The organism is Vibrio gazogenes, assembly GCF_002196515.1.
GTDB classification, from domain to species: Bacteria; Pseudomonadota; Gammaproteobacteria; order Enterobacterales; family Vibrionaceae; genus Vibrio; species Vibrio gazogenes_A.
The window spans coordinates 444,145-470,502 of sequence record NZ_CP018836.1 but is presented as its reverse complement, the minus strand read 5'-3'; the positions used below and the strand labels follow the sequence as shown (position 1 = coordinate 470,502).

At 46.6% G+C, this 26,358-nt stretch carries 30 protein-coding genes; 23 read left to right on the top strand and 7 right to left on the bottom strand.

The features are described 5' to 3' along the window. Positions 1-43: 43 nt before the first annotated feature. The 4 genes from BSQ33_RS17765 to BSQ33_RS17750 are packed head-to-tail and all read right to left on the bottom strand — an operon-like array spanning position 44 to position 3,636. Positions 44-916 carry a metal ABC transporter permease gene (locus tag BSQ33_RS17765; protein WP_021019879.1) on the bottom strand — a complete coding sequence of 291 codons (873 nt, stop codon included), beginning with the start codon at positions 914-916 and terminating at the stop codon, positions 44-46. After that, on the bottom strand, positions 909-1,853 hold the full coding sequence (locus BSQ33_RS17760) for a metal ABC transporter permease (protein ID WP_088134808.1): 945 nt from the start codon (positions 1,851-1,853) through the stop codon (positions 909-911). The genes BSQ33_RS17765 and BSQ33_RS17760 overlap by 8 nt, the downstream gene beginning before the upstream one ends. 5 nt (positions 1,854-1,858) lie before the next feature. Then, complete coding sequence (locus BSQ33_RS17755; protein WP_021019877.1) at positions 1,859-2,758, bottom strand: metal ABC transporter ATP-binding protein; 900 nt, start codon at positions 2,756-2,758, stop codon at positions 1,859-1,861. Further along, the gene (locus BSQ33_RS17750) at positions 2,755-3,636 is read right to left on the bottom strand and encodes a metal ABC transporter substrate-binding protein (RefSeq protein WP_021019876.1); all 882 of its coding nucleotides are present in this window, start codon (positions 3,634-3,636) and stop codon (positions 2,755-2,757) included. Before BSQ33_RS17750 ends, BSQ33_RS17755 begins: the two co-directional genes overlap by 4 nt. A gap of 530 nt (positions 3,637-4,166) precedes the next feature. On the opposite strand from BSQ33_RS17750, the gene BSQ33_RS17745 reads away from it, so the two are divergent. Further along, a complete protein-coding gene (locus tag BSQ33_RS17745; RefSeq protein ID WP_021019875.1) occupies positions 4,167-4,895 on the top strand; it encodes a MaoC family dehydratase in 729 nt (242 codons plus the stop codon). Positions 4,896-5,024: 129 nt separating this feature from the next. On the opposite strand, the gene BSQ33_RS17740 is transcribed toward BSQ33_RS17745, so the two are convergent. Further along, a complete protein-coding gene (locus BSQ33_RS17740) occupies positions 5,025-5,489 on the bottom strand; it encodes an Lrp/AsnC family transcriptional regulator (protein ID WP_027694127.1) in 465 nt (154 codons plus the stop codon). 176 nt (positions 5,490-5,665) lie between these two features. On the opposite strand from BSQ33_RS17740, the gene BSQ33_RS17735 reads away from it, so the two are divergent. Then, a complete protein-coding gene (locus BSQ33_RS17735; protein WP_088134807.1) occupies positions 5,666-6,682 on the top strand; it encodes a 1-aminocyclopropane-1-carboxylate deaminase in 1,017 nt (338 codons plus the stop codon). Between the two features lie 767 nt (positions 6,683-7,449). Continuing rightward, complete coding sequence (locus BSQ33_RS17730; RefSeq protein WP_021019872.1) at positions 7,450-8,751, top strand: anaerobic C4-dicarboxylate transporter; 1,302 nt, start codon at positions 7,450-7,452, stop codon at positions 8,749-8,751. 76 nt (positions 8,752-8,827) lie between these two features. Here BSQ33_RS17730 and BSQ33_RS17725 read toward each other — a convergent pair whose 3' ends face one another. Continuing rightward, positions 8,828-9,517, bottom strand: coding sequence for a LexA family protein (locus BSQ33_RS17725; RefSeq protein WP_021019871.1), 690 nt, complete (start codon positions 9,515-9,517; stop codon positions 8,828-8,830). Positions 9,518-9,804: 287 nt separating this feature from the next. On the opposite strand from BSQ33_RS17725, the gene BSQ33_RS17720 reads away from it, so the two are divergent. The 7 genes from BSQ33_RS17720 (at position 9,805) to lysC (ending at position 13,178) form a co-directional block, all read left to right on the top strand. Beyond that, positions 9,805-10,644, top strand: coding sequence for a conserved phage C-terminal domain-containing protein (locus tag BSQ33_RS17720; RefSeq protein WP_021019870.1), 840 nt, complete (start codon positions 9,805-9,807; stop codon positions 10,642-10,644). Between the two features lie 23 nt (positions 10,645-10,667). Then, positions 10,668-11,342, top strand: a complete 675-nt coding sequence (locus BSQ33_RS17715) for a replication protein P (protein WP_085049847.1) — start codon at positions 10,668-10,670, stop codon at positions 11,340-11,342. 3 nt (positions 11,343-11,345) lie between these two features. Continuing rightward, positions 11,346-11,723, top strand: a complete 378-nt coding sequence (locus tag BSQ33_RS17710; RefSeq protein WP_072959894.1) for a hypothetical protein — start codon at positions 11,346-11,348, stop codon at positions 11,721-11,723. A gap of 89 nt (positions 11,724-11,812) precedes the next feature. Next, positions 11,813-12,091: a hypothetical protein gene (locus BSQ33_RS17705; RefSeq protein ID WP_021019866.1), complete on the top strand. Its 279-nt coding sequence runs from the start codon at positions 11,813-11,815 to the stop codon at positions 12,089-12,091. Positions 12,092-12,117: 26 nt separating this feature from the next. After that, on the top strand, positions 12,118-12,654 hold the full coding sequence (locus BSQ33_RS17700) for a lysozyme (protein WP_021019865.1): 537 nt from the start codon (positions 12,118-12,120) through the stop codon (positions 12,652-12,654). After that, complete coding sequence (locus BSQ33_RS17695; protein WP_088134806.1) at positions 12,644-12,982, top strand: hypothetical protein; 339 nt, start codon at positions 12,644-12,646, stop codon at positions 12,980-12,982. The genes BSQ33_RS17700 and BSQ33_RS17695 overlap by 11 nt, the downstream gene beginning before the upstream one ends. Before the next feature lie 10 nt (positions 12,983-12,992). Then, on the top strand, positions 12,993-13,178 hold the full coding sequence (lysC, locus tag BSQ33_RS17690; RefSeq protein ID WP_027694126.1) for a hypothetical protein: 186 nt from the start codon (positions 12,993-12,995) through the stop codon (positions 13,176-13,178). A 341-nt stretch (positions 13,179-13,519) separates the two neighbouring features. Here the strand turns inward: lysC and BSQ33_RS17685 are convergent, their stop codons facing one another. Beyond that, complete coding sequence (locus BSQ33_RS17685; protein ID WP_021019862.1) at positions 13,520-13,771, bottom strand: ogr/Delta-like zinc finger family protein; 252 nt, start codon at positions 13,769-13,771, stop codon at positions 13,520-13,522. A gap of 500 nt (positions 13,772-14,271) precedes the next feature. Between BSQ33_RS17685 and BSQ33_RS17675 the strand changes: the two genes are divergently transcribed. The 13 genes from BSQ33_RS17675 to BSQ33_RS17615 all read left to right on the top strand — a co-directional run bounded on the left by BSQ33_RS17675 (position 14,272) and on the right by BSQ33_RS17615 (position 26,259). Next, the gene (locus BSQ33_RS17675; RefSeq protein WP_088134804.1) at positions 14,272-14,769 is read left to right on the top strand and encodes a phage tail protein; all 498 of its coding nucleotides are present in this window, start codon (positions 14,272-14,274) and stop codon (positions 14,767-14,769) included. A gap of 151 nt (positions 14,770-14,920) precedes the next feature. Next, positions 14,921-16,039, top strand: a complete 1,119-nt coding sequence (locus tag BSQ33_RS17670; protein ID WP_072959881.1) for a DUF2586 domain-containing protein — start codon at positions 14,921-14,923, stop codon at positions 16,037-16,039. After that, the gene (locus tag BSQ33_RS17665) at positions 16,036-16,491 is read left to right on the top strand and encodes a phage protein (protein ID WP_072959879.1); all 456 of its coding nucleotides are present in this window, start codon (positions 16,036-16,038) and stop codon (positions 16,489-16,491) included. Before BSQ33_RS17670 ends, BSQ33_RS17665 begins: the two co-directional genes overlap by 4 nt. A 291-nt stretch (positions 16,492-16,782) precedes the next feature. Then, entirely contained in the window at positions 16,783-17,064 is a 282-nt protein-coding gene (locus BSQ33_RS17660; RefSeq protein ID WP_021019857.1) for a putative phage tail assembly chaperone, read from the top strand. 8 nt (positions 17,065-17,072) lie between these two features. After that, positions 17,073-17,252: a DUF6890 family protein gene (locus tag BSQ33_RS22260; RefSeq protein ID WP_021019856.1), complete on the top strand. Its 180-nt coding sequence runs from the start codon at positions 17,073-17,075 to the stop codon at positions 17,250-17,252. A 26-nt stretch (positions 17,253-17,278) separates the two neighbouring features. Continuing rightward, a complete protein-coding gene (locus tag BSQ33_RS17650) occupies positions 17,279-19,207 on the top strand; it encodes a phage tail protein (protein ID WP_157721427.1) in 1,929 nt (642 codons plus the stop codon). Beyond that, complete coding sequence (locus BSQ33_RS17645; RefSeq protein ID WP_021019854.1) at positions 19,197-19,529, top strand: DUF2590 family protein; 333 nt, start codon at positions 19,197-19,199, stop codon at positions 19,527-19,529. Before BSQ33_RS17650 ends, BSQ33_RS17645 begins: the two co-directional genes overlap by 11 nt. Beyond that, positions 19,526-20,737, top strand: a complete 1,212-nt coding sequence (locus BSQ33_RS17640) for a baseplate J/gp47 family protein (protein ID WP_088134802.1) — start codon at positions 19,526-19,528, stop codon at positions 20,735-20,737. Before BSQ33_RS17645 ends, BSQ33_RS17640 begins: the two co-directional genes overlap by 4 nt. Further along, the gene (locus tag BSQ33_RS17635) at positions 20,709-21,293 is read left to right on the top strand and encodes a phage tail protein (RefSeq protein WP_420070644.1); all 585 of its coding nucleotides are present in this window, start codon (positions 20,709-20,711) and stop codon (positions 21,291-21,293) included. Before BSQ33_RS17640 ends, BSQ33_RS17635 begins: the two co-directional genes overlap by 29 nt. An 8-nt stretch (positions 21,294-21,301) precedes the next feature. Beyond that, entirely contained in the window at positions 21,302-23,068 is a 1,767-nt protein-coding gene (locus BSQ33_RS17630) for a tail fiber protein (protein WP_088134800.1), read from the top strand. Between the two features lie 11 nt (positions 23,069-23,079). After that, positions 23,080-24,060, top strand: a complete 981-nt coding sequence (locus BSQ33_RS17625) for a hypothetical protein (RefSeq protein WP_141650674.1) — start codon at positions 23,080-23,082, stop codon at positions 24,058-24,060. Positions 24,061-24,172: 112 nt separating this feature from the next. Next, complete coding sequence (locus BSQ33_RS17620; protein WP_021019849.1) at positions 24,173-25,903, top strand: phage tail protein; 1,731 nt, start codon at positions 24,173-24,175, stop codon at positions 25,901-25,903. Positions 25,904-25,905: 2 nt separating this feature from the next. Next, entirely contained in the window at positions 25,906-26,259 is a 354-nt protein-coding gene (locus BSQ33_RS17615) for a hypothetical protein (protein WP_088134799.1), read from the top strand. Positions 26,260-26,358 lie beyond the last annotated feature (99 nt).

Sequence of the window (26,358 nt, the reverse complement as noted above, 5' to 3'; positions counted from 1 at the left end):
TTGGCGGTATTTTTATGTCTGTCGCTGGCATGTCGCGCAGAAATTAATGGGATGTGCTAGGGGCTGTTGACGACGGTTCATTACGCATTGTCGCTCGGGTTTTTAGTTTTGTGACGGTAAGAGCCAGAATAAAAAATGCCGCCTGAACAAGGACGATACATGCGCTGGTCGAACCATCGATGTGAAAACTAATCAGAATTCCGAGAATAATCGCGCTCAGCGAGACCGCCAGCGCAATCCACATCATATAAGCAAACTGTTTGGTGAGAATAAAAGCGGTCATCCCCGGAGCCACTAGCATTGCAACCACCATAATCACGCCGACGGCTTGAATGGTTGCGACGATGGTCAGTGATAAGAGCACCAGTAAACCATAGTGAATCAGCACCACGGGTAATCCAACAACCCGCGCATGGCTGCGATCAAAGCAATAAAGTAAGAAATCTTTCCTGAATATGACGATAATCGCAAATACAATCAGGGATAAGGTCACGGTCTGAGTGAATTCAAAATCCTGAATACCGAGCATATTGCCGAACAGAATATGTAGCAGGTGTTGATCGGTTTCTATTTTGGTGAATAGGATCAGGCCCAGTGCAAACATGCCCGAGTACACTATCCCCATGACCGTGTCTTCTTTGACCCGGCAATTTTCCTTGATATAGCCACTCATCAAGGCGCAGGTCAGGCCGGAGATGAATGCGCCGATTGGCAGTGCAATACCCAATGCGTAGGCTATCACGATGCCCGGCAATACGGCATGAGAGATCGCATCGCCCATCAGCGACCAGCCTTTCAGGACTAGGTAACATGAGAGTACAGCGCAAACCGCACCGACGGCCAGCCCAGCCCACAGCGCACGCCGCATAAATTCAAACTGGAAAGGGTCACTGAACCATTGTATGACATTATCCATGAGAACCACCTGATATGACGACGTTGTGGGCATGTGTTTTGTTGACCGTCTTTTTCTCTAAGGTCTTTTCGTCAACGGACTCGCCAGCAGAGGCTCGATGTTTGGCGTTTCTCCGGTTTGCGAGTACACCATATTTCGGTGCAAAAACAAATGCGCAGAGAAAAATCAGGGTTTGAAGCAGCACAATCGTCCCGCCCGTTGCGCCATTCAGGTAATAACTGAGATAGGCACCTAAAGCACTGGTGATAAAACCAAGCGTGATGGCAATGATTAACAGCAGACCAAATCGATCAGTCAGTAAGTATGCTGTTGCCCCCGGAGTGATGACCATGGCGATGACCAGAATGGCACCGACGGTTTGTAGTGAGGCAACCGTACAGGCACTGAGAATAGTAAAGAAGATAACTTTCAGAATGATCGGTGATAAACCAACAGATGAGGCTTGGGTTTCATCGAAGAACACCAGCATGAGATCTTTCCACAGCAATGTCAGCAGCACAAATGACGCGCCGGCGATGATCAGCATTTGCATTAAGTCGGACTGACTGACCGTTAAGATACTGCCGAAAATAATCCCTTCAATATTAATTGACGTCGGGTTGAGTGAGATCAGCAGGAGGCCAGCGGCAAAAAAAGTAGTGAAGATGAAGCCGATAATGGCATCTTCTTTTAAATGGGAGAGTGACCGGAGCAGCGCGATCCCGATGGAAGCCAGAAAGCCGGCGATAAATGCGCCGACGGAGTAAGGTAATCCTAACGCATAGGCACCGGCAACGCCGGGAACCACAGAATGAGACAGCGCATCACCAATCAGTGACCAGCCTTTGAGCATCAGAAAAGCGGATAAGAATGCGCACACCGCACCGACGATTGCACTACTTAAAATGGCGTGCTGCATGTATTGATAGTGTAGTGGTTCTAGAAGCAATTCCAACATAGCCGTTACCTCTGGGGCGATTGAGGTTGTTCGGGCGATTTGCTGTCCCGAATCAGTGTTGCACTGTGTTGATCTTTGCCATAAAAGACCGCGGGTTTCTCATGGTCTGAAAAAATCGTAACGGCGCGTTCATCCTGATCCTGATGCAGCGTTTCACCAAGAATCCCGACGTGTTTCAGTACCCCGCCAAATGTGGCGATCAGATTCTTTTGGGTAAAGGTATCGTGAATATTGCCGGCTGCAACGATGGTTCGGTTGATAAACACCACTTCATTACAGTAGTCAGGAATATTCCCCAGGTTGTGCGTCGATACCAAAATCAGATGACCTTCATCTCTGAGTTCACGGAGCAGATTCATAATCGCTTCTTCGGTGGTAAAATCGACACCGGTAAATGGTTCATCGAGTAAGATCGTCTTACTTTCCTGAGCGAGTGCCCGAGCGAGAAACACCCGTTTTTTTTGTCCGCCGGAGAGTTCTCCGATTTGACGGCTCGCCAGATTTTCAATGCCCATTCGCTGCATCGCTTGTTGAACTTTGTCTTTATCCGTCAGACTCGGGCGGCGCAGAAAATTCATAAAACCATAACGTCCTTGCATCACCACATCCCGAACCAGGATCGGAAAGTCCCAGTCGATGTCTTCACTTTGTGGTACATAAGCGACCTGATTTTGTTTGAGCGCATGTCGGATAGGATTCTGAGATAAGAGAATTTCTCCCTGAGAGGTTTTGACCAGTCCCATGATGCTTTTGAATAGCGTTGACTTACCGCCACCATTCACACCCACCAGCGCACAGATGGTGCCGCCCTGTAACCGGAAGCTGACATCGTGAATCGCTTTAAAACCATTATTGTATGTAACACTCACTTGAGTGGCTTCAAGCGTGACGGGTTGCTGGCTCATGATCGTAATCCTCTGACAATGGTATCGGTGGTGACTTTGAGTAGATCCAGATAAGTCGGAACCGGCCCGTTCTGGGTCGAGAGAGAATCCACATAAAGGATACCACCATAGGTTGCCCCTGTTTCTCTGGCCACCTGTTTGGCAGGGCGGTCAGAGATGGTGCTCTCACTGAACAGTACATGAATATGATGCTGATAGATGGTATCAATTAAAGCTTTCACTTGATGTGGTGTGCCTTGTTGATCGGCATTAATCGGCCAGAGAAACGCTTCTTTTAAGCCATAATCTCTCGCGAGATAGCTGAAAGCACCTTCACTGGTGACCAGCCAGCGTTTTTGCTCTGGGATGGCTGCCAATTGCGTCCGGATATGTTCACTTAGCTGAGCGATTTTTTCCTGATAGATTTGAGCATTGTGATTATATGTTGCTGCATGGGCCGGATCGTATTTCACCAGTGCCTGACGGATGTTTTCTACATAGATCGATGCATTTTTCGGCGACATCCATGCATGCGGGTTGGGTTTATTTTTATATGGGCCGGTATAGATCGAGAGTGGCTGAATCCCGTCAGTGACAACAACGGAAGGTACGTCTTTTATATTGGAGAAAAAACGTTGGAACCACTGCTCTAGATTGAGGCCATTCCACAACACAAGGTCTGCAGACTGTGCTTTGATAATGTCTTTCGGTGTCGGTTGATAGTTGTGAATTTCTGCGCCGGGTTTCGTTAAAGAGACGACTTCGGCAGCATCTCCGGCAATATTCTGTGCCATGTCTTGAATAATAGTAAATGTTGTGACGACTTTAAACTTCGCCCAAGCCATGCCGGGGAGGAGCATCAAAGCACAGTAAAATGAGGTCATTAAATATTTTTTCATACAATCGCCACCTTCAGGCCTGATCGGAATCTCTATATGATAATAATTATCATTTATATTTAATGAATTGTCTACTGAGCATAGCAAAGTATTCCATCTGTCGGACCGATATCTGTGATAGGCACAAGCAATAGGGGAATTGCGCGACGAGCGTGTTGATGAATCAAATGATTGAAATTTTGTGCACAATGGCACTGTTTTTGTATGTCATAGCAAGTCTGGTTATTTTTTAATCACTTATGATACATCAGATCGAGTCGGGGAATGTGAATTTTCTATGACATTGATTTTTAAACTAAAAAAAGAAACAGTGTTCTTTTGAACCCTGTAGACAGGATGGATGCAAAGAGATCGTACCAGTGGCGCTCTATTGTTCTAATAAAATGGCGTTTTATTTGTAAGTTAATGAAATATATATAAAAAACACTGTTCAGTTAACGCATGTACGCCCGAAAGTGTTTGCACCTTTCTGTGAAGTAGTTCAAAATCAAGCCGTTACAGACTTCATAGTAATGGAGCAAGGAGTTGAGATGAAAGTCGTCGAACTGTTCAAGCAACGTGGTGAAATATTAAGCAAGCAGCATGCAGAATTGATGCAGAAAATGCCGCCGGCAATGCGTGAGTATTGGGAAGAATTGCTGACAAAAACGAATAACTTTCACCTATTTTCGTGGATCAGAGATTTTCATCAACCTGCGGTGAATGAAGAGGTTAATCTGCCGAACGATGCAGATCATGCTGCGTTAAAACGTGAATCAGCTGCCTTTACTCAAGAAACGCTGAAATTAACCCCGGAAGCTCAGGCTTTGTATGAAGAGCTACGGGAAAAAATTGGTGAAGTGATCCATGTCGGGGAGTGGTTGAATATTGACCAGTCCCGGATTGATCAATTTGGTTCTGTGACTGAAGATACACAGTGGATTCATACGGATCCAGAGCGAGCATCTGTTGAGTCTCCGTTTAAGACAACCATTGCACATGGTTTTCTGACGTTAGCATTGTTACCAAAACTGACTGACAGCGTGAATCCTGAAGTGCCGTTATTTCCGACCGCAAAAATGGTTGTGAACGTTGGTCTGAATCAGGTGCGTTTTCCGTATCCGGTGAAGTCAGGTGATCGGGTCCGGGCGAAAAGTATTCTGACCAAGGTGACCCCCGTGCGTAAAGGGTTGGAAATCGAGCGTGAAATTCGTGTTGAGATTGATGGTATCAGACGTCCGGGCTGTATCGTCGTGTCAGTGATTCAACTGCACTTCTAATATAACCATGTTGTTTTTTGCAGATATATCATGTTGTTTTTGCAGATATAAAGAGAAACGGGGCTTTGAGCCCCGTTTTTTTATGCTGCGATGTGATTATCCCTCTACCATGACTGCATATCGCGTGAGTTAGAACCGTAACGGCGCATGGTGAATGACTTCTTTCATCACAAAAAAGGTTCGGATTTGTCGGACACCGGGCAGGGCGATCAACTGAGTCGCATGCAGTTGATTGAAATCCGCCATATCTTGTACCCGGACCCGGAGAAAATAGTCAAATTCCCCCGCAACTAACTGGCAATCAATCATGACAGGCAGGCGAACAATTGCCGCTTCAAATGCGGCAAAGCTTTCCGGTGTTGAGCGATCCAGCACCACACCAACAGTAACCAAAGTGCCCAAATCAATATCCTGTGGATTAACTTCTGCCCTGACTGACTGAATTGTCCCTTGCTTGAACAAGCGTTCAACACGGCGATGACACGTCGCCGGACTAATATTGGTTTTTTCTGCCAATACGGCATTACTCGCTCTGCCGTCTTGTTGTAACAGGCGTAGCAGTTTCAGATCGATGCGATCAAGTGATTGATTCATGAAATTATCTTGCATTTTAATGGTTATTTATTCATTAAAATATCTATTTATGGCGTATATGTAAAATTTATATTAAAAAAATGAAAACAAATCGGAAGCACATTTCATTTCAGATTGAGTAATCTAAATGCATATCCTTTCAAACAAGATTGTTATCGCATATAAGGAAATTTGTCATGAAATTGGAGAAGTTTGAACGTTACCCGCTGAATTTTGGTCCGACCCCGATTGAAAAGCTCAGTCGCCTGAGTGAATTTCTCGGAGGAGAAGTGGAAATTTATGCCAAGCGAGAAGATTGCAACTGTGGGCTGGCTTTTGGCGGTAACAAAATTCGGAAGCTGGAATATATCGTCCCTGAGGCGCTTGCCAGTTGTGCCGATACATTAGTGACTATCGGAGGTGTGCAATCAAACCATACTCGTCTGGTGGCGGCGACGGCTGCGAAAATCGGCATGAAATGTCGGCTGGTACAGGAGAGCTGGGTGCCATTTCAGGATGCGGTCTATGATCGTGTCGGCAATATTCTGATGAGCCGGGTAATGGGTGCCGAGATTGAACTGGTTGATGAAGGGTTTGATATTGGTATTCGCGAAAGTTGGGAAAATGCAATTGAAGATGTCAAAGCAAAAGGGGGTGTTCCTTATCCGATTCCTGCCGGTGCATCAGAGCATCCATATGGCGGGTTAGGGTATGTCCGGTTTGCTGAAGAAGTTCGCGAACAAGAAGCCGACATGGGAATCAAATTCGATTATATCGTGGTGTGTACGGTGACGGGGTCTACCATGGCCGGGATGGTTGTCGGTTTTGCGGCAGATGGCAGAGCACAAAATGTGATTGGTATTGATGCTTCAGGTACCCCGGAGAAAAACCATGAGCAGGTTTTACGTATTGCACAGCATACGGCTGATTTGGTTGAATTGGGCCAAGAAATCACAGCGGAAGATATCGTCATCATGGATGATTATGCTTATCCGGCTTATGGTGTTCCTTCTGATGAGACCAATGATGCGATTCGAATTGCAGCGCGTACGGAAGGTATGATGACCGATCCGGTGTACGAAGGAAAATCGATGCAAGGTTTGATTGATTTGACCCGGAAGGGATTCTTTCCCAAAGGTGCCAAAGTATTATATGCACACTTGGGTGGTGTCCCGGCTATTAATGCCTATAGTTATATTTATCGGAATGGTTAATTGATTAACATCAATTTATTCATATATATCTGACACAACTTTGTTGTGTCAGATCTCTTCAAGATGTTCATTATTTTATTTAGATCAATTTTTATTTATTTATTTTTTGGTCAATAACCGGATGCACCAAAAAGGTGATCTAAGTACTGTTATTTTTGCGTTGGTACGGTATGATGAACTCCAAAATCAGGATGGATTTTTAAACTAATCTTTGCCCAGAAAGGATTCTTATATTTTAGTGAACGGTCATCATTACATGATTTCCGACATAATAAACTAAGGATTCTTGATGATTACTATGAGAGATGTTTTCTGTTCTTATCTATCCGTCTCCCTCGATCAGGCTAACCTGTCAAGATTTCCTCCGTTTCTTTTATTGTTGTCACTGAATATGCAACATAACAAGCGTTATCAATTTGAGTCACTTTTTACCTATAGGAAATAATAAAGTTTCAATTGATTTATTTAAATAATCAATTGTTTCAAATGTAAATATAGTGTGTTTTTTATTTGTGAATTGAGGAAAAATATTGATTTCATAAATATATTTTTGGGTTCAGGACGTTATTTATCGTTTAATTTCCTGTAACAAAAAAGCAAGACGTGTTCGTAAATTAAAGTCGTTATTGAGTGGTTGAGATGTAAGGGATTTTAGTTTGTGAGAGGGTGCTTGCAATGGATCTGCTATCAATTGCCCCACTAAGTCATTATTCAATATTGAAATAAAAATTATTAATTAAAATACAATAACTTAACGAGGTATCATCATGGTAGCAGTAGAGCTGTTTATTGTCCTGCTCTTCATTTTTCTCGGCGCCAGAATTGGCGGTATCGGCATTGGATTTGCCGGCGGGGCAGGGGTCATCATTTTGACAATGGGATTGGGCATGCACGCAGGTACCATCCCGGTCGATGTTATTTTAATCATTATGTCCGTGATTACCGCAATTGCAGCGATGCAAGTTGCCGGTGGTATGGACTGGCTGGTTGACCTGGCAGAAACGTTTTTAAGAAAAAATCCGAAACATATTACCTTTTATGCGCCCATCGTAACTTTTGTGATGACACTTTTGGCGGGCACTGGTCATACGGCATTTTCAACTTTGCCGGTTATTGCTGAAGTGGCGAAAGAGCAAAAAGTCAGACCGTCACGTCCCCTGTCGATAGCGGTGGTCGCATCTCAAATTGCGATTACAGCATCTCCCATTTCCGCAGCTGTGGTTTTTTTCTCTGGTATTCTTGAGCCGTTAGGCGTCGGTTATCTTATGTTGCTGGCTGTGTGTATTCCAACCACGTTTGCAGCCTGTATGGTTGGTGCTTTTGTCGCTAATTTCTTAGGTAAAGATCTGGAAGATGATCCGATTTATCAAGAACGTCTGGCAAAAGGTCTGATTAAAGTTCGCGGTGCAACCAAACGTGAGATCCTACCATCAGCAAAAACTTCTGTTTATATCTTCGTCATTGCGATTGTTGCTGTGGTTGCTTACGCGACAATGATTAGTAAGACTGTCGGATTGATTACTGACCCTGCAATCGGTCGTAACCAAGCCATTATGGCGATTATGCTGATGGCAGCGACGGCCATTATCCTGTTTACGAAGGTCGATGCTTCAAAAATCAGCTCAGTTTCAACGTTTAAATCTGGGATGAGTGCTTGTGTCTGTGTACTTGGGGTTGCTTGGTTAGGTGATACCTTTGTTTCCGGTCATATCAACGAGATTAAAGAATTATCGGCACATATTCTTGAGCAATATCCATGGATGCTGGCGATTACTCTGTTTTTTGCATCAATGCTGCTTTATTCACAAGGTGCGACAACGACTGCACTGATGCCCGCTGCACTAGCCATTGGTGTCGCACCGTTGACAGCCGTTGCTTCTTTTGCTGCTGTGAGTGCGCTCTTTGTTCTGCCAACTTATCCAACATTATTGGCGGCAGTCGAGATGGATGATACGGGGTCAACCCGAATCGGCAGTTATGTCTTCAACCATCCGTTCTTTATTCCGGGTGTGGTGACTATCACTTCAGCAGTGACGTTCGGATTTATCTTTGGTGGTATGATTCTGTAACAGCGTGATTGGTTATATCTGAGAGGGGAGCTTTTATAGCTCCCCTTTTTAATGAGTTCAATGTTAAAACAGAATGTTAAATGGGTTTCATGTGGGCAATGACTGTCCCAATGATCTGACAGTTACCATTGATTGATAAAAACCGCAGTTCTGGCGGATAGGAAGGATTAAGCGCCTTCAGATATTTCTTATTATCAATAACTTGTATCTGTTTGAATGTTGCTTCTGCCGAATCGGTCAGCATCGCAATGACGAACTTGTTGTGTTCTGGTTCGACGAGATTCGGATCAATAAAGATCAAATCGTTTTCCTCAAACCTTGGTTCCATCGAGTCACCCCGAACCCGGAGAATATAAGTGCCGGGGCCACTGTGCACCGGACAAGGATAATATTCATATTCATCCGGCGCATACGGGGTTACCGCTTCAGAAAAATCACCGGCTTTCACCCAGGAGATGACCGGACACATGGTCGAAACAGCGGGACCATGACTGACGTTTGCCTGCGACGGTATATCCGCGTGCTCGGCATTGGCAGAATTGGTGCCGTATACAATCCATTCCGGTGAACATTCTAATGCTTTAGACATCGCCAGTAATAAGCGATCTTTCATACTTGACTGAATGCCGTTTTCGATCTGACTGATCGTAATCCGATTCAGACTCAGTGATGAATCAATCTCTTTCACTCGGGCCGTCAGCATGTCTTGGGTGAGCCCTAAACTTTCTCGTCTGGCTTTGAGACGTTCGCCTAATTCAACAATCATAAATCACACTGCCCGTGATGACGGGGTATCCTCAATTGGTTGTTTCTTTCCAGAACCCTGACAGGTGTTCGCATTCAGAATTCCCATCATAGCCCTTTTCAATCCAAGTATACAGCACTTTTGTAATGATTTTTACACTAGGAAAGAAAATTTTATTACGTCGTTATATTTACACTGAGTGAAAGTTTTCTTACTATTACCATCAAAATAGTGGTGAGGTGTTGGATCCTTATCCGTTTTTCAGTCTGGCAAAGACATGATATTTCGGTCGTTAAAAAGGTGTATGGATGAGTATTAGACGGGCCAAGCGGGAGCAGTGTTTTACGTTGGTCGGCAATCATATTTTTCAGGAAGGGCATTTGTCCTTTCAGGCGATGGGAATGTTGACTTATCTGCTTTCTAAGCCGGATCACTGGCAGGTTAGCCCTGCTCATTTAGCCAATGTGACGCAAGGATCTGCGAAGAAAACGGGTCGGGATGGCGTTTACGCCATTTTGAAAGAGTTGCGGCAGGTCGGTTATGTGACGACACAAAAGCGAGCCTCCGGAGAAATTGAATACATCGTTTTCGATGAACCAAAAACGGCTCATCCGGATAAGGCTATTGAGGCAAGCCCGTGTGCTGAAACGGATAAGCCAGATCTGGCTGAACCAGATCCGGCTCAAACGACACAAATAATGACTGATCCACAACAAGAACGGAATGATCAAGCAATGATCCTTGCCCGGCCATTAGCAAAAAGTGATGTCGCTGTGACAACATCATCACAACATCAAACGATGCAAGCCGTTGTTTTTCATTTGAATCAAGCGGCACAAACACGGTTTCAGCCAAAGGGGCAAACCGCCAGTTTAATTATGGCGCGCTTACAGGAAGATTTCTCGGTTGAGGATCTCGTGGCTGTGATTGATCACAAAGTTCGAGAGTGGGGAAATGATGCCCGGATGCGCCAATATTTGCGGCCGGCCACACTGTTCAATACCAACAAATTTCCGGGTTATCTCTCACAAGCGCGGTATGTGCGCGAAAACGCTACCGCGGGACATTCGTTGCGAAACTGGGAACCTGATGATGAGGATACCGGGTGGATTCATGCGTTACATCAGTTTCCTGAACGACATAACTGATTCATAACACGGGTGAGGAATCGATGATGAAGTCAATAACCGATGAAGCAATACAGAATGGACTGAAGATGCTGTCAGCGGATAGTGAAACGGTCGCAGATCAACAGTCTGCCGATACTTTTGCCGCCCAGATCGTCAACATGATTTTACGTGAGCTACGGGGGATTCATCCGGCATGGCGTGCCTCAATTCGGAGTGAACAGGAATACGAAACACTGAAGTTGAACTATGTCAAAGCCATGATGGAGCAGGGTGTGAATACCATGGTGCAGGTACAGCGTGGTCTGCGAATGGCACGGGCGAATTCATCCGATTTTATTCCCGGACCAGGAAAATTTTGTGCCTGGTGTTTGGATGACGAGGCATGGCTGCCTGCTTATCAGCGCATGATAACGCGGCGCGCACCGCAAAGTCGTCTGGAACAACTGGTGCGCAACGAATGTGAATTTGATGCACGAAAGTTCAATCAGGAAAAAGCGCAGCAGCTTTTCGCAAAGACTTATCACAAATGGTTACAACGGGAACGAAATGGCACGTTACCACCGCAGGTTATCCGATTGTCACCACGAGCCGTGACAACTGAATTTGATCGACTGCGTTGTGAGCGAGGGGTACCGGATCCGAGGACGTTAACCGGCATTTTCAAACGTGTTGCTGAGCTAGGGCAGCGACACCAGAGCATAAAAATGGGGAAATAGATTATGGAATTTACCACAGTAGAAATGAACGCCATGCGCAAAGAGCTCATGAATCATGCGTTCTCAGCTTTGGTCCGGCGGATGCCGATGAATAAGTGTAAAGCGTATGAATATATTGCCAACTACCTTGGAGTGAAATATAGCACTGTGACCAATATGGTTCAGAAGGGGATTTCCGCAAAGCATGCTGCCGGGTTATCGGCCATTGCAGCACGGTTCAAAACCCGAATGTATCATTATCAGTTTGCTCCGACCGATACCATTTGTCAGGCATGGCTGGAACATGATTATCGCTGTGATAAAGGGAAGCATCCCAGCAAACATCTGTTCAAACATTGGGAGCGGGATATGAACAAGCTACACATTTATGAGGATGCATGAATGTTTCAAGACAAATCAGACGGGGTTCATTTTCGTGTATTCAATCTGGATACAAATCGTCCTTTCTACTTGACAGGAGAACCACAGCGATGAGTCTTTTTTCTTTCAAAACCGGACAGGGGGGAGCTGTTATTTCTGAAAAAGCAACGATGTCAATTGCTGTTGGAAGTGGTACGGGGGTTGGTGTCAGTGTCGCTCAGGGTGCAGAGAATTATCAGTCGATGATGAATTCAAGTTTACATGACATTCTGACGGGAAACTTTGTCTGGTATGGTTCAGATATCGCTTTCCTCATTGGTACAACCTTATCCGTGATCGGCATTGGTATTACATTGGTGCGTTTGTTTCTGTTTCAGTCACAAAGGTAAAGGTCAAAATAAAGATAGAGGTCAGCATGAAATATAACCGATTGATTGGTACGGTGCTTTTTGGTGCTGTGGCTGTCACCGGCACATTTGAAGGTCAGAGAAATGAGGCTTATCAAGATCCGGGAGGAGTCTGGACGGTCTGTTTCGGAGAAACGGCAGGGGTTCGTCAGGATATGTCTTACAGTGATGAACAGTGTGCCATGATGCTCGCCAGTTCCCTGAATTATCATAACCAGCCACTCGAGAACTTGCATTATCAACTGCCGGCCAATGTGCACATTGCCGCGCTTGATTTCAGCTATAACCTCGGGACGAATGCGCTGCGCCGCTCAACACTCTATCGCAAACTAAAGCAACAGGATATTGAAGGGGCGTGTCAGGAGTTTAATCGCTGGGTATATCTGAACGGTAAAGACTGCCGCGTGGCACAGAATCGTTGCCGGGGGATCGTCACACGCAGAGAGATTGAAACTCAGCTTTGTCTGGGACAGATTTCAGTCAGGGATGCATTGATACAACTGGGACATACCCCCTCGGATTCAGAGGTGATGTATGATCTTTAAAGGATATGTAAGACTTGGCATTTTCGTGCTGCTTGGGTGTGGGGTTGGCAGTGTGATGCTCAGAATCAAATGGTTGGTTGCTGAGAATGAAAAACTGACAGCGCAAGTCGCTCAATCCAGTGTACAGATTATGATGCAGAAAAATGTACTGGATCAGGTTGCTCAGGAGCGGGAACAGATGAATCAACTCCTGATCAAACGGGCCCGAAACAGTGCGGATAACGAGGAAAAACTACGCCATGAGATTCAAACACTGCAACAGGAAATATCGGGTCATTCTTGCGTTGTTCCTATTACCGTTACTGAACGGTTGCGCGAGTCATACTGAACCACAACCAGTGATTCAGACCCAGTATGTTTTGCCACCGGAAGGCATCATTGTCCCTTGTTATAAACCCAGTATCAGTGGCACTTGGCCGGAGATTGTCACGGAAGATATTCCCCGTCTGAAATCAGCGTTGAGTCAGTGTGCCGGCCGGGCGGATGACTATCTGCAATGGCGAGCATCCAAAGTCACACCTTGAAATCTTTTCCCACTCGGCTTGAGTCATATGGTTGAGATGAGTCACGTCAATCCGATATTCACGCTAAAATCTTCCTGTTGATTCCTAAGACCGAGCGGTTTGGGGATGATGCAGGAAGATTTTTGATATCCGTGATTGTTGAATCGGATCGTGTCGCGGTCATGCCAACAGTCTTATCTTATCTAGCCTGCGTGCCAGTCTTTATGAAAGATAATTTACATTTATCCTGAACAGGTCTGGAAGACAATGAGGAAGAAGAAAGAGGAAAGAAAGGAGAAAAAACGCAGTCAGCCGATAGAGAAAAATACGAACAGCGGCTGACTGACAGGGAGAGAAACCGGTTAAATTAAGGACAATTCTTGTTGTAGACTGGCCCTGCTTTCGGGCGGCAGGGACTTGATTAGATTGCAGACTAATTGGTTGGCGGCCTTGGCCGAAGGGCTCAGAGTATGGCTGTAAGATAGATTCATGACGAATGTGTGACCACACTCAGGATCACTACAACTACAGTACAAATCAGCATGACTGTTCGTTATCCGGTTCGATTTTTGAATCCGGCTTTTCTGACCACACTCAGGGCATAACACTCTCATATTTATACCTTTCCCTCTGATGAATAATTGACGCAATTATAACAACATCCATGGTATACACCTAGCGAAATGTAAAAAAACTTACCATGAAATGCGAACAAACTCAGTGCAACACCGATGCTATCTGACGTGCGCGGATTTTGCGGCGATTGATCACAGGGATTAGACCGCAATGGTCGCCAAATTATCCCTGGGGGATTGCCTGAGAAGTTTTACGGTTCCACACCATGATATCGAACAAAATATCGATAAAACCGCACCGTTCATCACGTATTTTCTCCCGATTTATTCCAGTCTGTTCCGTTTTATGCCATATCCGAATCAGGCCGAATTCAACGTGATGCATCTTTTTTTCAGACCGAGTATTCTTCTCTCAACCCAGCAAAATGGGGAAATAAAACGAAGTTGTTTCTATGTAATTAATTGATATTTATAAATTATTTATCAAATTAAGAAAGCTCAACTTCGGGAAAGCTAACCCACACTAAGGTGACAGTTTCATGGCTCAGTATGAAGCGGGCGATAAGCTCAGAGAACTTAAAACATTCATTGCGACGTGTGTCGGAGATGAGATTGCACAAAACCTGACAACCCAAATGAAGAATACCTCCCTGAGTCTGGACAGTCAGTTTCTGGGCAATGGTTGCCAGTTACTGAGCATGCGGTATCACGCTCGTCTGGTGTTCAATAACTTTCCCCATCTCACCTATAGCCCTGCGGTACTGTTTGCCAATGTGGGGGCCTGGTTGATGGATCATGATTCCGATCGGGAGGCCGGCGCGACACTGGCAAATCCAATGATTGAGATGACAACCGTGGATGACACGCATTCGACGATCATTATCGACATTGAGTTTGAAGAACCAATCAGTGTGACAGAAGACGTCGCGGGACCAATTTATTGGCGTGGTAAACAGTGGCGCATTGATGCATATGAAATCTGGGTGGCAGAAACATTGGGTCATTTCACTACCGGTTTGCGCCAAACAGGCCGGTGATGACAGCGCATTATTTCTGATTCACCCACACCAAAGGCGATTGAATCCCGGTTGGGGTTTGATCACACCAAGCGGTTGTTTGGCATTGTAAGTAGCGATATGACATGCAAGTAGAACAATCGGATGATCACATTAAATAGGAGCGGATAACATGGCGTGGCCCAGCGTTATTATTAATATTAAAAACATGATGAAAGGCCCCATTGCCGGGGTGGAGTATCATTTTCTGTTTGTCGGATACGGAACCGTTTCCGGTGCGGAACGTGAGTTAACGGTTGTTGATGCTTCAACCGATCTGGAAACAGCATTATCTTCAGCTGGTGAGTCTCTGCAAGCGACGGTGATGGCTGCGCAGTTGAATGGTGGCAGCGAATGGACTGCCGGCGTGATGGTCCTTGATCAAGCCGATGACTGGAAAGATGCCGTCCGTAAAGCCAATGAAACCGCGAGTTTCGAAGCATTCGTATTGGATTTCCCTGCAACGGATAAAACCTTGCTTGAAGATGCGATTGCCATGCGTACTGAGCTGAAAAATGCACTTGGCCGTGAAACCTTCGCCATTTGCTGTTTGCCGGAAATCGATAATACCGACGCAACCAACGGCGAAACTTGGGAAGCTTGGTTAGCGAAGTCGGTTGCAATTGTTGACGGGGTTGCCAGCCAATATATTACGGTTGTGCCATCGGTTCATGCAGATGGTTCGACACTGGGTAAATACTGTGGTCGTCTGGCCAATCAGGTGAATGCATCGATTGCGGATTCTCCGGCACGGATTAAAACCGGTAGTGTTGTCGGTTCAACGGATTTTCTGACAGACAAAGATGGTAAAGCGCTAGCACTGTCTGTCTTGAAAACTCTTGAGTCTAATCGCATTGCTTGCCCGATGTGGTATCCGGACTACGATGGTCAATACTGGACAACGGGTCGCACACTCGATGTGGAAGGCGGTGATTTTCAGGATATCCGTCATATCCGTGTGGCAATGAAAGCAGCCCGTAAAGTTCGCATTCGTGCCATTGCCCGTATCGCGGATCGGACATTCAACTCAACGCCACAGAGTGAAGCGCAGGCAAAACTCTTTATGACGCAGGATCTGCGTGAAATGGCACTGATCGGCAATCCGGGTGAGATTTATCCACCGGAAGATGACGACATTCAAATCAAATGGGTCAACAGCACTGAAGTTGAAATTTATATGGCTGTTCAGCCGTATGAATGCCCGGTCAAAATTACTGTTGCAATCTATATCAGCCAAGGAGATGAAGCATGAGTGCCCGTTTTTCCGGTCGTAGCTTTGATACGACACTATTTGGAGTGTATGTCCATGTTAAAAGTGCGACAGCGACGATCAATGATGAGTCAGCCGTTGCCTTTACCCGCGGTGTCACCGATGGCTATACCGACGGTAAAGTCAGCTGTGATGTTGAGCTCGAAATGGATCTGAAACAGTTCCAGAAGGTACATGCAGCCGCCAAAGAAGCTGGCAGCTATCGTGATATCAAACTCCAGGATATTCAGTTCTATGCCCATAACGGTGAAGATGAAGACAAAATCGAGTTGTATGGGGTGAAATTCCTGGTGTCAGATCTACTCAATATCGATTCAGAAAGTGCAGATAAATCGACTCGCAAACTGAAAGGTTTTGTCACCAGTCCGAACTTTGTCAAGATCAATGGTGTGCCTTACCTGTCTAAAGCGGATACCCGTAACTTGGTCAGTTAATTGATATGGGTTCAGATTGAATTGATGGTTGAATGAAAACCTATGGCATTTTTTGCTACGTGAAAATTACCATCGAATCTGTTTTTAATCCGGCGGACTAGACCGCGATTCCGACTTAGGGGACAGCCTTAACACTCAGGCTTGCGATTACCGAGGCTGAGAAAATCATCGAGAAACCACTAAATCAGGGTCAGCCCTGAGGGATTTCTGCGGCCTGAATGATGGGCTGACCCCAACTTAACAGTAATTTTTATCAGTGTCTTGTGGCACATAATGAAGAGAGAAAAAGACATGGCTAAAGCAGCTTTTACAATTCAACCGGTTGTCGTCACGATTGGTGAGACTGATTTTACGTTCAGACCAACAGTGAATGATGCCAACAACTACACCAACCATGTATCAATGGACAGTAAAGTTGAACCGGCACGAACTTATCTTGAGCGCACGGTTGATGCCGAGCAGAAGAGTGAATTAGTTGAACTGATGAATACGGTTCCCGGTCTGGTGATGGAAGTCTTCGGTCTGGTTCATGAATCTTCCAAAGGCGGGATTTCAATTACCCTAAAAAACTAACAGAGTGGGTGAAGCGCATTGAAACCAACGGGTTGGAACAGGCGCTCACCCTGCGGCGGCATTACTTTCCTGACGGAGAGGATGAGCCGCAAGAGTTAGCCAGGGCGCTCTGGCTCGATCAACACGAGAAAGAGCGTATGGAAGTCGCGGTTATGAGTGCAGTTGCGAGGTTATTTAATCACCGATGAACGATTCAGTCTTAATAGAAATCAATATGATTGATAAGGTGACTCAGCCTTTGACCGGCGTCGTTGACCAGATCAATCAGATTGTCCAAACCGCCAGTAGCGATTTTGACAAGGTAAAATCCAGTGCTTCAGATGTCGTACAGACGTTCACTGAAATGGGAACGTCCCTTGAACCGATATTGACGATGGATTGGGAGGTCGGAGGTGCCGACTCTCTGGAAAATGTCGGTCGCATTCTTGAGCATGTTTCTACAGCATCGAGCGAGATCCTCTCGCTCGGGCTTGGGAGTCAACTGGTCCAAGTATTTAAAGATGCAGAAGGAGGCATCAACAAGTTTGCTGACAGTCTCGATCAGGGGATCGACAATGTCGTCGAAACATTTGATCTGGCTAAAACGAAAGCCAAAGATTTTTCCAATACTGCCAAGGCGCAATTTGCAGCTTTGTCACAACGAACCCAGAATTATATTCAAATTGGTAAGCGCCTGACCACGTCGTTTTCGGCGAATGGTGTCAAGGGGTTTGCCAGCGCTGTAAAACAACAGTTTGCAGGCATCTCACAACAAACCCAAAGTCTGATCGGCCGGATCAAAAACGTCGGAACGGTTTTTTCTACCGGCGGATTTAAAAATGGTGCCAAAAACTTTGCGAAATCGGTCAACCTGCAATTAACGAGTATTTCGCAAAAAGCAGCAGGACTATCTGGCATGGGCGGGCGAGCACAACAATTTTTAGGTCCGATCTCTTCCTCGCTCGATAATGTTAAAAACAGTCTCTCTCAAGGGATGGGGGAAGGGATAGCCAAAGTTACTGCATTAGGTGAAAAGTTTCCCTTCCTTTCTGGCGGCACGGAATTGGTTGCTGCAGGCATGACATCCCTTGATGGGGTCATGAAATCGGCTTCCGGGACTATCAGTGGGGTACAAAGTGCGATCACATTGGTCTCTGATTCTGCCGGTGTTTTCCAAAGTGTGATGGGATCGGCTTCAACCGTGATCACCACGTTTCAAGGGGTAATGGGCGCGATGTCAAACGTGATGGCTGTTTTTGGCCGTTTGATTCCGAGTGTCTCAACCGCGATGATGGTGATGACAAGCCCTGTCACTTGGATTGTATTGGGAATCGTTGCGTTGATCGCAGCTGTTTATCTGATTATCAAATATTGGGATGACTTGGTTGCGGCCATGTCGAAAATCGAGATTTTCCAGCAAATCGGCCATTTGTTTGGCTGGCTGAGTGATATGTGGGGGCAGTTTGTTTCTTATCTGTCCGGCACAAGTTTTGGTGCTATTTTCGGTAAGATTTTCAATCAGATAAAAGGCTATGTTGATAAAATCATCGGGATGTTTAAAAGCATTGGCTCGGGTATTTCGTGGATAGCAGGCAAGCTTGGTCTTTCATTCGGAAGCGATGATGCGAAGAAACCCGAACAGGGGATGTCAACGGAGACCCGTGCGGCGGAGAAGCTTCAGAAACAAGCCCAGCCGGTGGCTCAGGCATCTAAATCAGAAAAGCGCGTCTTAACGGAAGCCCGTACGACAGAAAATATTCAGAAACAAGTTCAGCCGGTGACTCGGGCATCTAAATCAGAAAAGCGTGTCTTAACGGAAGCCCATACGACAGAAAATATTAGGAAACAAGTCCAGCCGGTGACTCGGGCATCTAAATCAGAGAAGCGCGTCTTAACGGAAGCCCGTACGACAGAAAATATTCAGAAACAAGTCAGGCCGGTCACTCGAACATCTGAGTCAGCAACTGCACACTCGTCTGAGAATGTAGTCATCGCCTATAAACAGAAACAGAACACTTTGCCTGCCGGTATGGTGCAGAACATGACCACGACGCAAAGCCAACAGGTGAGTGATGTGAAACGCTTTGGTGACGTTTACATCACCGCACCGAATGGTTTGACGCCGGATCAACTCGCAGAATGGGACGAACTCAATGTCGGATAAACAGTATATCGATATCAAAGTAGTCGATGGCGGCTGGGATATTGATGCTGGCCAACAGCCAATTATCTGCAGCGATACCTACAGTATCGCTCAGGATGTCAAGCACGCCATTATGGAATCGGGTTTAGCCAGAGCACTTCAGGCTGAGAGAAATCCAGTGTTGCGGGCCAATGTGCTGCTGCAAATTGAACAAATTGCGGAACAAGATCCCCGGATTATTCCGGGTACAGTCACCGTGACCGGAGATGTATCCGGCACCATCGGGCTCTCTGCTCAGGCATATGACAGTGAGGGCGTTATCAATACAGAGGTGAACACATGAGTAACAGACCCCAAGCCGATTTTTTAACCATCCTGGCGGAATCCGGCGTTCCGCTGAGCGAGCAGGCATTAGAAGACCAATTGAAAACCGAAGTGTCTGCGGCAGGCAGCTTGCTGGCGAATGACTCTGAAATGTCACCGTTCTGGCGCTGGGTTCGGGCTGCGGTTATCAAACCGGCATTATGGATGACCAGAACGCTTTTAGTGACGCATGTCATGCCGAATATGTTCGTGGCAACCGCAGAACGCTGGGCACTGGAACTGAAAGCGTGGGAACTGAACGTTGAACCGAAGCAAGCTGTGAAAACGCAGGGTTATCTAACGATGACCAAAGAAAATGCCAATGACGAAGTGCTTGTCGAGCGGGGTGTATTTATACAGACACTTGCAATTGAAGGTGTCGTGTATCGGGTTAAGGTCACTAAAGATACGGTGATTCCTGCCGGACAGGCCAGCGGACAGGTTCCCGTTGAAGCCGAACAAGCCGGTGTTGCTTATAACCTGCCTGCCGGTTATCTCAATATTTTACCGACAGAAGTCCCGGGCATTGTTGCTGTGGTCAATGACGCAGGATGGATTACTCGCTTAGGCGCGAATGAAGAAACGGATGAAGAGCTCGCATTGCGGCTTCAAAATGCCTTTACCGGCTCTGGTGAGTGGCATATCAATGATGTTTACCGGTCGATTATTGCCAGTGTTGCGGGCATTCGCAGTGACAATATTTTCTTCCGCAATACTGGCGATATCTCGCCGGGGACGGCCGAAGCGCTGATTTTGGTGGAAGTGGGTGAAACACCACAGTCGATCATTGACACACTCAATGATTACATCATGAATCAGGGCCATCACGGTCACGGGGATGTACTGACCTGTAAACCGATTCCTGAAACGCGTCACGAGGTGATTGCGAATGTGGTACTGGCAAAGAACCTGACCGTCGCGCAGATGACAGAAACGCTTCAGGAAGTGAAAGATCGGATTCGGGCTGCCTTTCGTGAAACTAAAGCGTATGACGAAATGACCCGTGCTGCGCCACAGAGCCGGTTTAGTATCTCCCGCATGGCGACAGAGATTCACAATAACATGGCAAATGTGAAGTCAGTCCGGATCACGCTTGATGGCGAGATTCAGGAAGATATTGTCAGTGGTTACACACAGCCGCGTTTGAAATCTTTAACAGTTGGGGAGTTGGCAGATGAAGGACAATAATGCACCTCAAATGGAAGAGATTGTGATTCCGTGGTGGGAAGATGGTGAAACGACCTCGGAAGTGCTGAAAGAACCTTATTTTCTGACCCGGGGGGTGAAAGCCTTCCTGAACAAAATTCGCTCGGGCTTGCTGTTTCCGTTGCAACAGATCGATGCACTGACCTGTCATGAGTCTTTGTTGAACTTACTTGCTTGGGATCGCGACATTCAGCGTTTTGCCGGAGAGCCGTTGAGTTTGTTTCGGTCTCGGGTGAAATATGCCGCGATTAATGCCAAAGATGCCGGCAGTGTCGCTGGGTTTAAACGCATTTTTGCCCGGTTAGGCGTCGGGATTGTCGATTTCAAGGAGCGGCAGGACCCGACCGAGTGGGATGTCTGCCTGATCCAATTGAGCGACAGTGATATTTCGATGAATACCCGCTTGGTTCAGACTTTGATTCGCCAGTACGGTCGTACTTGTCGTCGTTACCGTTTTCAAATTGTTTATCCGTCAACGGTGACACTGGCAGCCAACGGATTTCATCAAACATTTGCACTGTATAGTGCATCACTGTAACGGGGGAAATGATGAGTCAAGTAGCAATTCCTTTGGCATTTGAAGGTTATCTGCAAGCGCGACTGTTGAACGGTCTGGCTCCGGATATGAATGAGATGATCTTTGCTTATTTGCCGGATTTAGACCCGGAGCAAGTGATTGATCGTCATTTGGGACTTCCGGCTCCGAGTTATTGGGTGTATCGCCAGGATATAACGCAGAAGGCGAAACTGAACGACGATTCTGTGGCGTATTCGGTGGTGATTCCCAGTGAAGTTGAAGCGTTTACTTTTAATGCGGTTTACCTGCATGACAAACAGACTGCGAATTCTTGTGGCTTGGTGGTGCATAAAATTGCGGAAACCAAAGAGCCGGAGATGTCGAGTGTCCGGACTTGCGTGCAGCAATATACCGGTGCTGCAAAAGCTGCGAAGATTACCGTGACACCGGAAAGCTGGCAGATCGATTATCACGCCCGTTTATATGGTATGGATGACGACTTACGTTTGGCATGTTTTGACCTGTTTGGAAACGCGTCATTCTTTGCCGACGGTTTTCTGGTTCAGGCAGTGGATGGTCAGTATGTCTGTGCTGCAGGAATCGGTTATATTGCAGGTCTGCGTTGTGTCAATGAACAACCGGCTCAACTCCCTGATATTCAGGCTGGGTCTAAAATTTACTTGGATGTCAGTTGGCAGGGACAAGTGGTCAGTCGCTGGGCGACAGATTGGCAGTTAGTCGTCAGTGATACCCCATTAACCGACTATGTTGAAGATGGTATTCAGCATTACGTCGCGCCAATTGCCCAAGTTGAAACGGATGGTCGTGTAACGGATTTGCGGCATTTAGGACTGGATGAAAACAAGCTGCCGGATGCGACGAGTATTGCAAAAGGTGCCGTCATTTTAGCAACTGATCACCAAGCGAATACGGGGCAGGGAACGGGCGTTTTATCTGCACAACAACTGAAACAAGCACTGGGCCAGTTTGGTAGCTTTGGTACCGCCATTGATTTAGGTGTCATTGCCAGTAATGCGGCATTCGATCCTGTTCCGACCGGGTTGATTCACTTTGCATCCAGTCTGATTTCCGGTACGCAAATCGAGTATCAGGGACTGAAAGTTCGACACCCCAGTGGGGATTACTCAGTGATTGCCGGCGGATATCACGCAGGCAACAATACTTTGGTTGTGTATCACTCGCATAGTCAGAAATGGGCCGAAGTTCTGATGGCAGATCATGCGAACAGCATGTGTCCGGTCGGTGCCCCCCAGCCATGGCCGACCGATACCGCACCCGCAGGATGGGCGATCATGAAAGGACAGGCGTTTGATACAAAAGCTTATCCGGTACTGGCTGCTTTATACACCGATGGGATTTTGCCTGATATGCGCGGACTGGCGATTGTCGGTAAGAAAGATGAGGAGTCAGTGCTTTCTTATGAAGCCGATCAGGTTAAACGGCACGAACATACAGGTACGATGGCTAATGCGGGTGCACACTATCACGCACGCGGTAATATGAATATTTACGGTATGCTTAGTGGGGTTCAGTCTGGTGTCAGAAGGGTAATTGGAGCTAATGGGGCTTTTTCTGCTGTCAAAACAGTAGATTATGGTAACACGACTGCGGGGGGAGCCGGGGAATATGATATCTATTTTAATGCCAATCGCAACTGGGTTGGTGCGACTTCGGTCTCTGGTGAACATACGCACCCGATCAATATTGAAGCTTATGGTGCAGAAGAAAACACCATTAAAAACCGTAAGTATAACTGGATTGTGAGGTTAGGATAATGAATGCTTTTATGGCTGAATCTCAACATATCGAGGTCTCATATATCGACGGCAACGGATGGTGGATGGGTAATGGCGTTGAACATGTGGCTGCGGGGACAGCGCTTGGATCTGATTGTACACCAGTTGTGTATCGTCCGTCGGCTATTGGCAAAACAGCGCGTTTTCATCCTGAAAGTGGCACATGGTCGGCAGAAATTGAGAATATGGCATCAAAGACCTATTACTCAGACACCGGTGTCGCATCCACCATTGGTGTGCCTGACGGGACATATCCAGAAAACGCTATTACAGCACCGCCGCCAGATTATGACCCACGTTCTCAAGCCGTTTTATATAAGGACGGTGTGTGGAAAATTTATCGCAACCGGATTGGGACATCTTACTGGGATCACCAAGGTCACGAACACACCATAACTGAACCGTATTTTGAACTGCCGGTAGATTGTACTTTTGAGACACCACCACAGCCAGAGGATGGTTACGTTGTCCGCTTGATGGATGATCAATGGCAACAAGTGGAAGACCACCGGGGTGAGATTGCTTATGCCAAGAACCGAGAGAGTGAAACAGACCAAGACTATCAAATCACCGAGCTAGGTGCGGTTCCGGAAACACATACGTTGATTGCCCCCGGGTTATTCGATGCTTGGGATGAAAGCACTGGTAAATGGGTCTATGACGTCGAGAAAGAGCGTCACTATAAAATTTCAGTTGAGAAAAACTGGCGTGATGAGCAGCTTCGCAATGTACTCGATCGCATCGATCAATATGAAAAAGACCAGAACTATGAACCGCATTACCGGACTTCACCGTTGAGTGACACCGAGTATTTAGGCTTACTCGGCTATCGGAAACTGCTGTGTGATTACCCGGACAGTGACGGTTTTCCGTTTGGTGAGCGTCCTGTTTTGTCATATCCCGAGCCGGTTGAAGAACCACCTAAACCGACCATGATGCAACGCGTGCTGAACAAAGTGAAGCCTCGCTGACGGTGCAATCACAATCATCATGTCATTCAAAACACGATAATGGCAAAACTGCTGACAGCCATCGCTGATGTTGTCGTCCCTTTGTTCATCGTGATTAAAAGAAAGGTTTATTATGAGTCAAGTTGTTATTCCTCTGGAATTTGAACGATATTTGCAAGATCGGATCATCAACGGGCAAGCCCCGGATATGAATGAAATGATTTTTGCTTATCTGCCGGACTTGGATCCGGAACAAGACATTGATCGTCATCTGGGATTGCCGGATTCGTCTTATTGGGTACATCGGCAAGATATTACCCAAAAGGCCAGGTTGAATGATGATGCTGTCATTTACTCGGTGGTTATTCCCGGTGAAGTTGAGGTATTTACCTTTAATGCCATTTATCTGCATGACAAGCATACCGAGCATTCTTGTGGTTTGGCGGTGCATAAAATTGCGGAAACCAAAGAGCCGGAGATGTCGAGTATCCGTTCTTGTGTGCAGCAATATGCCGGGGCAGCCACCGCAGCACATATTCATGTAGCACCGGAAAGCTGGCAAATCGATTATCAGGCCCGTTTGTATGGTATGGATGACGACTTACGTTTGGCATGTTCTGATCTGTTCGGTGCGGCTTCGTTTTTGGCGGATGGTTTTCTGGTTCAGTCAGTGGGTGGTAAATATGTTTGTGAGGCCGGGACGGGTTATGTGGCCGGGTTGCGTTGTGTCAATCAGGGTCAGACAGAAATCACAGATGTACTGCCAGCATCGGGCGTCTACCTCGATGTGAGCTGGCAGGGAGACGTGGTGAGCCGTTGGCGCAGCAACTGGAAACTTACAGCTAGTACAACTTCGTTGACCGACTATGTTGCTGATGGCATTCAGCACTATGTGACGCAAATTGCGTGGATTGAATCAGACGGACGTGTGACCGATCGCCGTCATCTGGGGTTCGATGAACATAATCTTCCCGCTGCAACAACCCAAGCAAAAGGGGCGGTCGTGTTAGCGAGTGATGCACAAGTCAATGCCGGGCAAGGCGATGGCGTGGTGTCACCGCAGCAGCTAAAGCAAACTTTGGGACAGTTTGGGTTATTTGGTACCGCTGCATCGTTTACTGATTTCGATACCCAAGTGAACTCAGGGTTTTTTACTGCCTCTTCTGCTGTTTTAAATCCACCGGTTCCCAGTGTAAATGGCTGGTTTTTAACGGTGTTACGTGGCAGTGAACAATATTTATACCAAACTGCACATGATGCGTCCGCAGTGAACAGAACGTTTACCCGGTCAAAAGCGGCTGGGACATGGAGCTCGTGGGCTCAAGTGACCACAGGTAATGATATACAGCGTAGTTTTGTCGGCATGATTGCTGATTTTCAAATCGCAGCACCTCGCCCCGGCTGGTTGAATGCCAACGGAGGCGAAGTCTCACGGACCACCGATGCAATTTTGTGGCAGTACGCCCAGGATGCCGAGCTGATCATTGATCAGACGAACAAAGATGCTGACCCGATGAAGTATGCCGCCTATTTCGGTGACGGCGATGGTTCAACTACATTCACTCTGCCGAATTTCCATCTGGGACACTTTCGGCGTGGGGCTTCATCTGAAATTGTACATGGGGTAACACAGGGGGATGCTATCAGGAATATTGTTGGCACAATCGGCATTCAAACCGGCAATTTTATGAGTGCAACTGGCCCATTTTATCCATCATCGTATCAGGCTAATAGGTCTGCTGGCACTGCTGGAAGCGGTTATACGGCTGTGACGATTGATACATCTCGAGTTGTACCGACTGCTGATGAAAATCGTCCGTATACGGCCAATATTTCGGTGAAAATTTTCAGAGGATGGCTATAAGCATGAACCAAAAAATAACCGCTTATCATTATTCATATGAGACCGGCTTGTTTGTCGGCACCAGTTTGGCTTTCATTGAATATGGCTATGATCATTATATCAAGCCGCAATGTGCCACATTTACACCACTGCCGGCATTCGATAGCGCGACGCAGCAGTGTCGTTATCTGCCAGAGTATGATCGCTGGGCTGTTGAGGCGATTCCTGAAGTGCCCGATGACGGTGCTGAAGCGACGCCAACAATGCCGTCGGAGCTATCTGAAGCATCATCATCTGCTATCGATGAACAGACACACTCTGTGCCAGCGAAGTCCGGAGCGATGCGACGGCTGTTGAATCGACTTTCTTCCCGCTGAGCGGAGAGCACACAATACGGTTAACCATGCTGAGCGGTGCAAATTCAACTTTATAAACAGAGCTTTATAAATATAGCTTGATGTTTTCATCGCTCAACC

What these genes read in the sequence shown, in the direction of transcription:
- BSQ33_RS17620 (WP_021019849.1), top strand. Translation starts at nt 24,173, where the DNA reads ATGAGTCAAGTTGTTATTCCTCTGGAATTTGAACGATATTTGCAAGAT.
- BSQ33_RS17755 (WP_021019877.1), bottom strand. Translation starts at nt 2,758, where the DNA reads ATGAGCCAGCAACCCGTCACGCTTGAAGCCACTCAAGTGAGTGTTACA.
- BSQ33_RS17745 (WP_021019875.1), top strand. Translation starts at nt 4,167, where the DNA reads ATGAAAGTCGTCGAACTGTTCAAGCAACGTGGTGAAATATTAAGCAAG.
- BSQ33_RS17645 (WP_021019854.1), top strand. Translation starts at nt 19,197, where the DNA reads ATGTCGGATAAACAGTATATCGATATCAAAGTAGTCGATGGCGGCTGG.
- BSQ33_RS17675 (WP_088134804.1), top strand. Translation starts at nt 14,272, where the DNA reads ATGGCTCAGTATGAAGCGGGCGATAAGCTCAGAGAACTTAAAACATTC.
- BSQ33_RS17615 (WP_088134799.1), top strand. Translation starts at nt 25,906, where the DNA reads ATGAACCAAAAAATAACCGCTTATCATTATTCATATGAGACCGGCTTG.
- BSQ33_RS17640 (WP_088134802.1), top strand. Translation starts at nt 19,526, where the DNA reads ATGAGTAACAGACCCCAAGCCGATTTTTTAACCATCCTGGCGGAATCC.
- BSQ33_RS17630 (WP_088134800.1), top strand. Translation starts at nt 21,302, where the DNA reads ATGATGAGTCAAGTAGCAATTCCTTTGGCATTTGAAGGTTATCTGCAA.
- BSQ33_RS17650 (WP_157721427.1), top strand. Translation starts at nt 17,279, where the DNA reads ATGATTGATAAGGTGACTCAGCCTTTGACCGGCGTCGTTGACCAGATC.
- BSQ33_RS17760 (WP_088134808.1), bottom strand. Translation starts at nt 1,853, where the DNA reads ATGTTGGAATTGCTTCTAGAACCACTACACTATCAATACATGCAGCAC.
- BSQ33_RS17625 (WP_141650674.1), top strand. Translation starts at nt 23,080, where the DNA reads ATGGCTGAATCTCAACATATCGAGGTCTCATATATCGACGGCAACGGA.
- BSQ33_RS17700 (WP_021019865.1), top strand. Translation starts at nt 12,118, where the DNA reads ATGAAATATAACCGATTGATTGGTACGGTGCTTTTTGGTGCTGTGGCT.
- BSQ33_RS17695 (WP_088134806.1), top strand. Translation starts at nt 12,644, where the DNA reads ATGATCTTTAAAGGATATGTAAGACTTGGCATTTTCGTGCTGCTTGGG.
- BSQ33_RS17735 (WP_088134807.1), top strand. Translation starts at nt 5,666, where the DNA reads ATGAAATTGGAGAAGTTTGAACGTTACCCGCTGAATTTTGGTCCGACC.
- BSQ33_RS17660 (WP_021019857.1), top strand. Translation starts at nt 16,783, where the DNA reads ATGGCTAAAGCAGCTTTTACAATTCAACCGGTTGTCGTCACGATTGGT.
- BSQ33_RS17730 (WP_021019872.1), top strand. Translation starts at nt 7,450, where the DNA reads ATGGTAGCAGTAGAGCTGTTTATTGTCCTGCTCTTCATTTTTCTCGGC.
- BSQ33_RS17665 (WP_072959879.1), top strand. Translation starts at nt 16,036, where the DNA reads ATGAGTGCCCGTTTTTCCGGTCGTAGCTTTGATACGACACTATTTGGA.
- BSQ33_RS17765 (WP_021019879.1), bottom strand. Translation starts at nt 916, where the DNA reads ATGGATAATGTCATACAATGGTTCAGTGACCCTTTCCAGTTTGAATTT.
- BSQ33_RS17685 (WP_021019862.1), bottom strand. Translation starts at nt 13,771, where the DNA reads ATGAGAGTGTTATGCCCTGAGTGTGGTCAGAAAAGCCGGATTCAAAAA.
- BSQ33_RS17710 (WP_072959894.1), top strand. Translation starts at nt 11,346, where the DNA reads ATGGAATTTACCACAGTAGAAATGAACGCCATGCGCAAAGAGCTCATG.
- BSQ33_RS17670 (WP_072959881.1), top strand. Translation starts at nt 14,921, where the DNA reads ATGGCGTGGCCCAGCGTTATTATTAATATTAAAAACATGATGAAAGGC.
- BSQ33_RS17720 (WP_021019870.1), top strand. Translation starts at nt 9,805, where the DNA reads ATGAGTATTAGACGGGCCAAGCGGGAGCAGTGTTTTACGTTGGTCGGC.
- BSQ33_RS17740 (WP_027694127.1), bottom strand. Translation starts at nt 5,489, where the DNA reads ATGAATCAATCACTTGATCGCATCGATCTGAAACTGCTACGCCTGTTA.
- BSQ33_RS17725 (WP_021019871.1), bottom strand. Translation starts at nt 9,517, where the DNA reads ATGATTGTTGAATTAGGCGAACGTCTCAAAGCCAGACGAGAAAGTTTA.
- BSQ33_RS17715 (WP_085049847.1), top strand. Translation starts at nt 10,668, where the DNA reads ATGATGAAGTCAATAACCGATGAAGCAATACAGAATGGACTGAAGATG.
- BSQ33_RS17750 (WP_021019876.1), bottom strand. Translation starts at nt 3,636, where the DNA reads ATGAAAAAATATTTAATGACCTCATTTTACTGTGCTTTGATGCTCCTC.
- BSQ33_RS17705 (WP_021019866.1), top strand. Translation starts at nt 11,813, where the DNA reads ATGAGTCTTTTTTCTTTCAAAACCGGACAGGGGGGAGCTGTTATTTCT.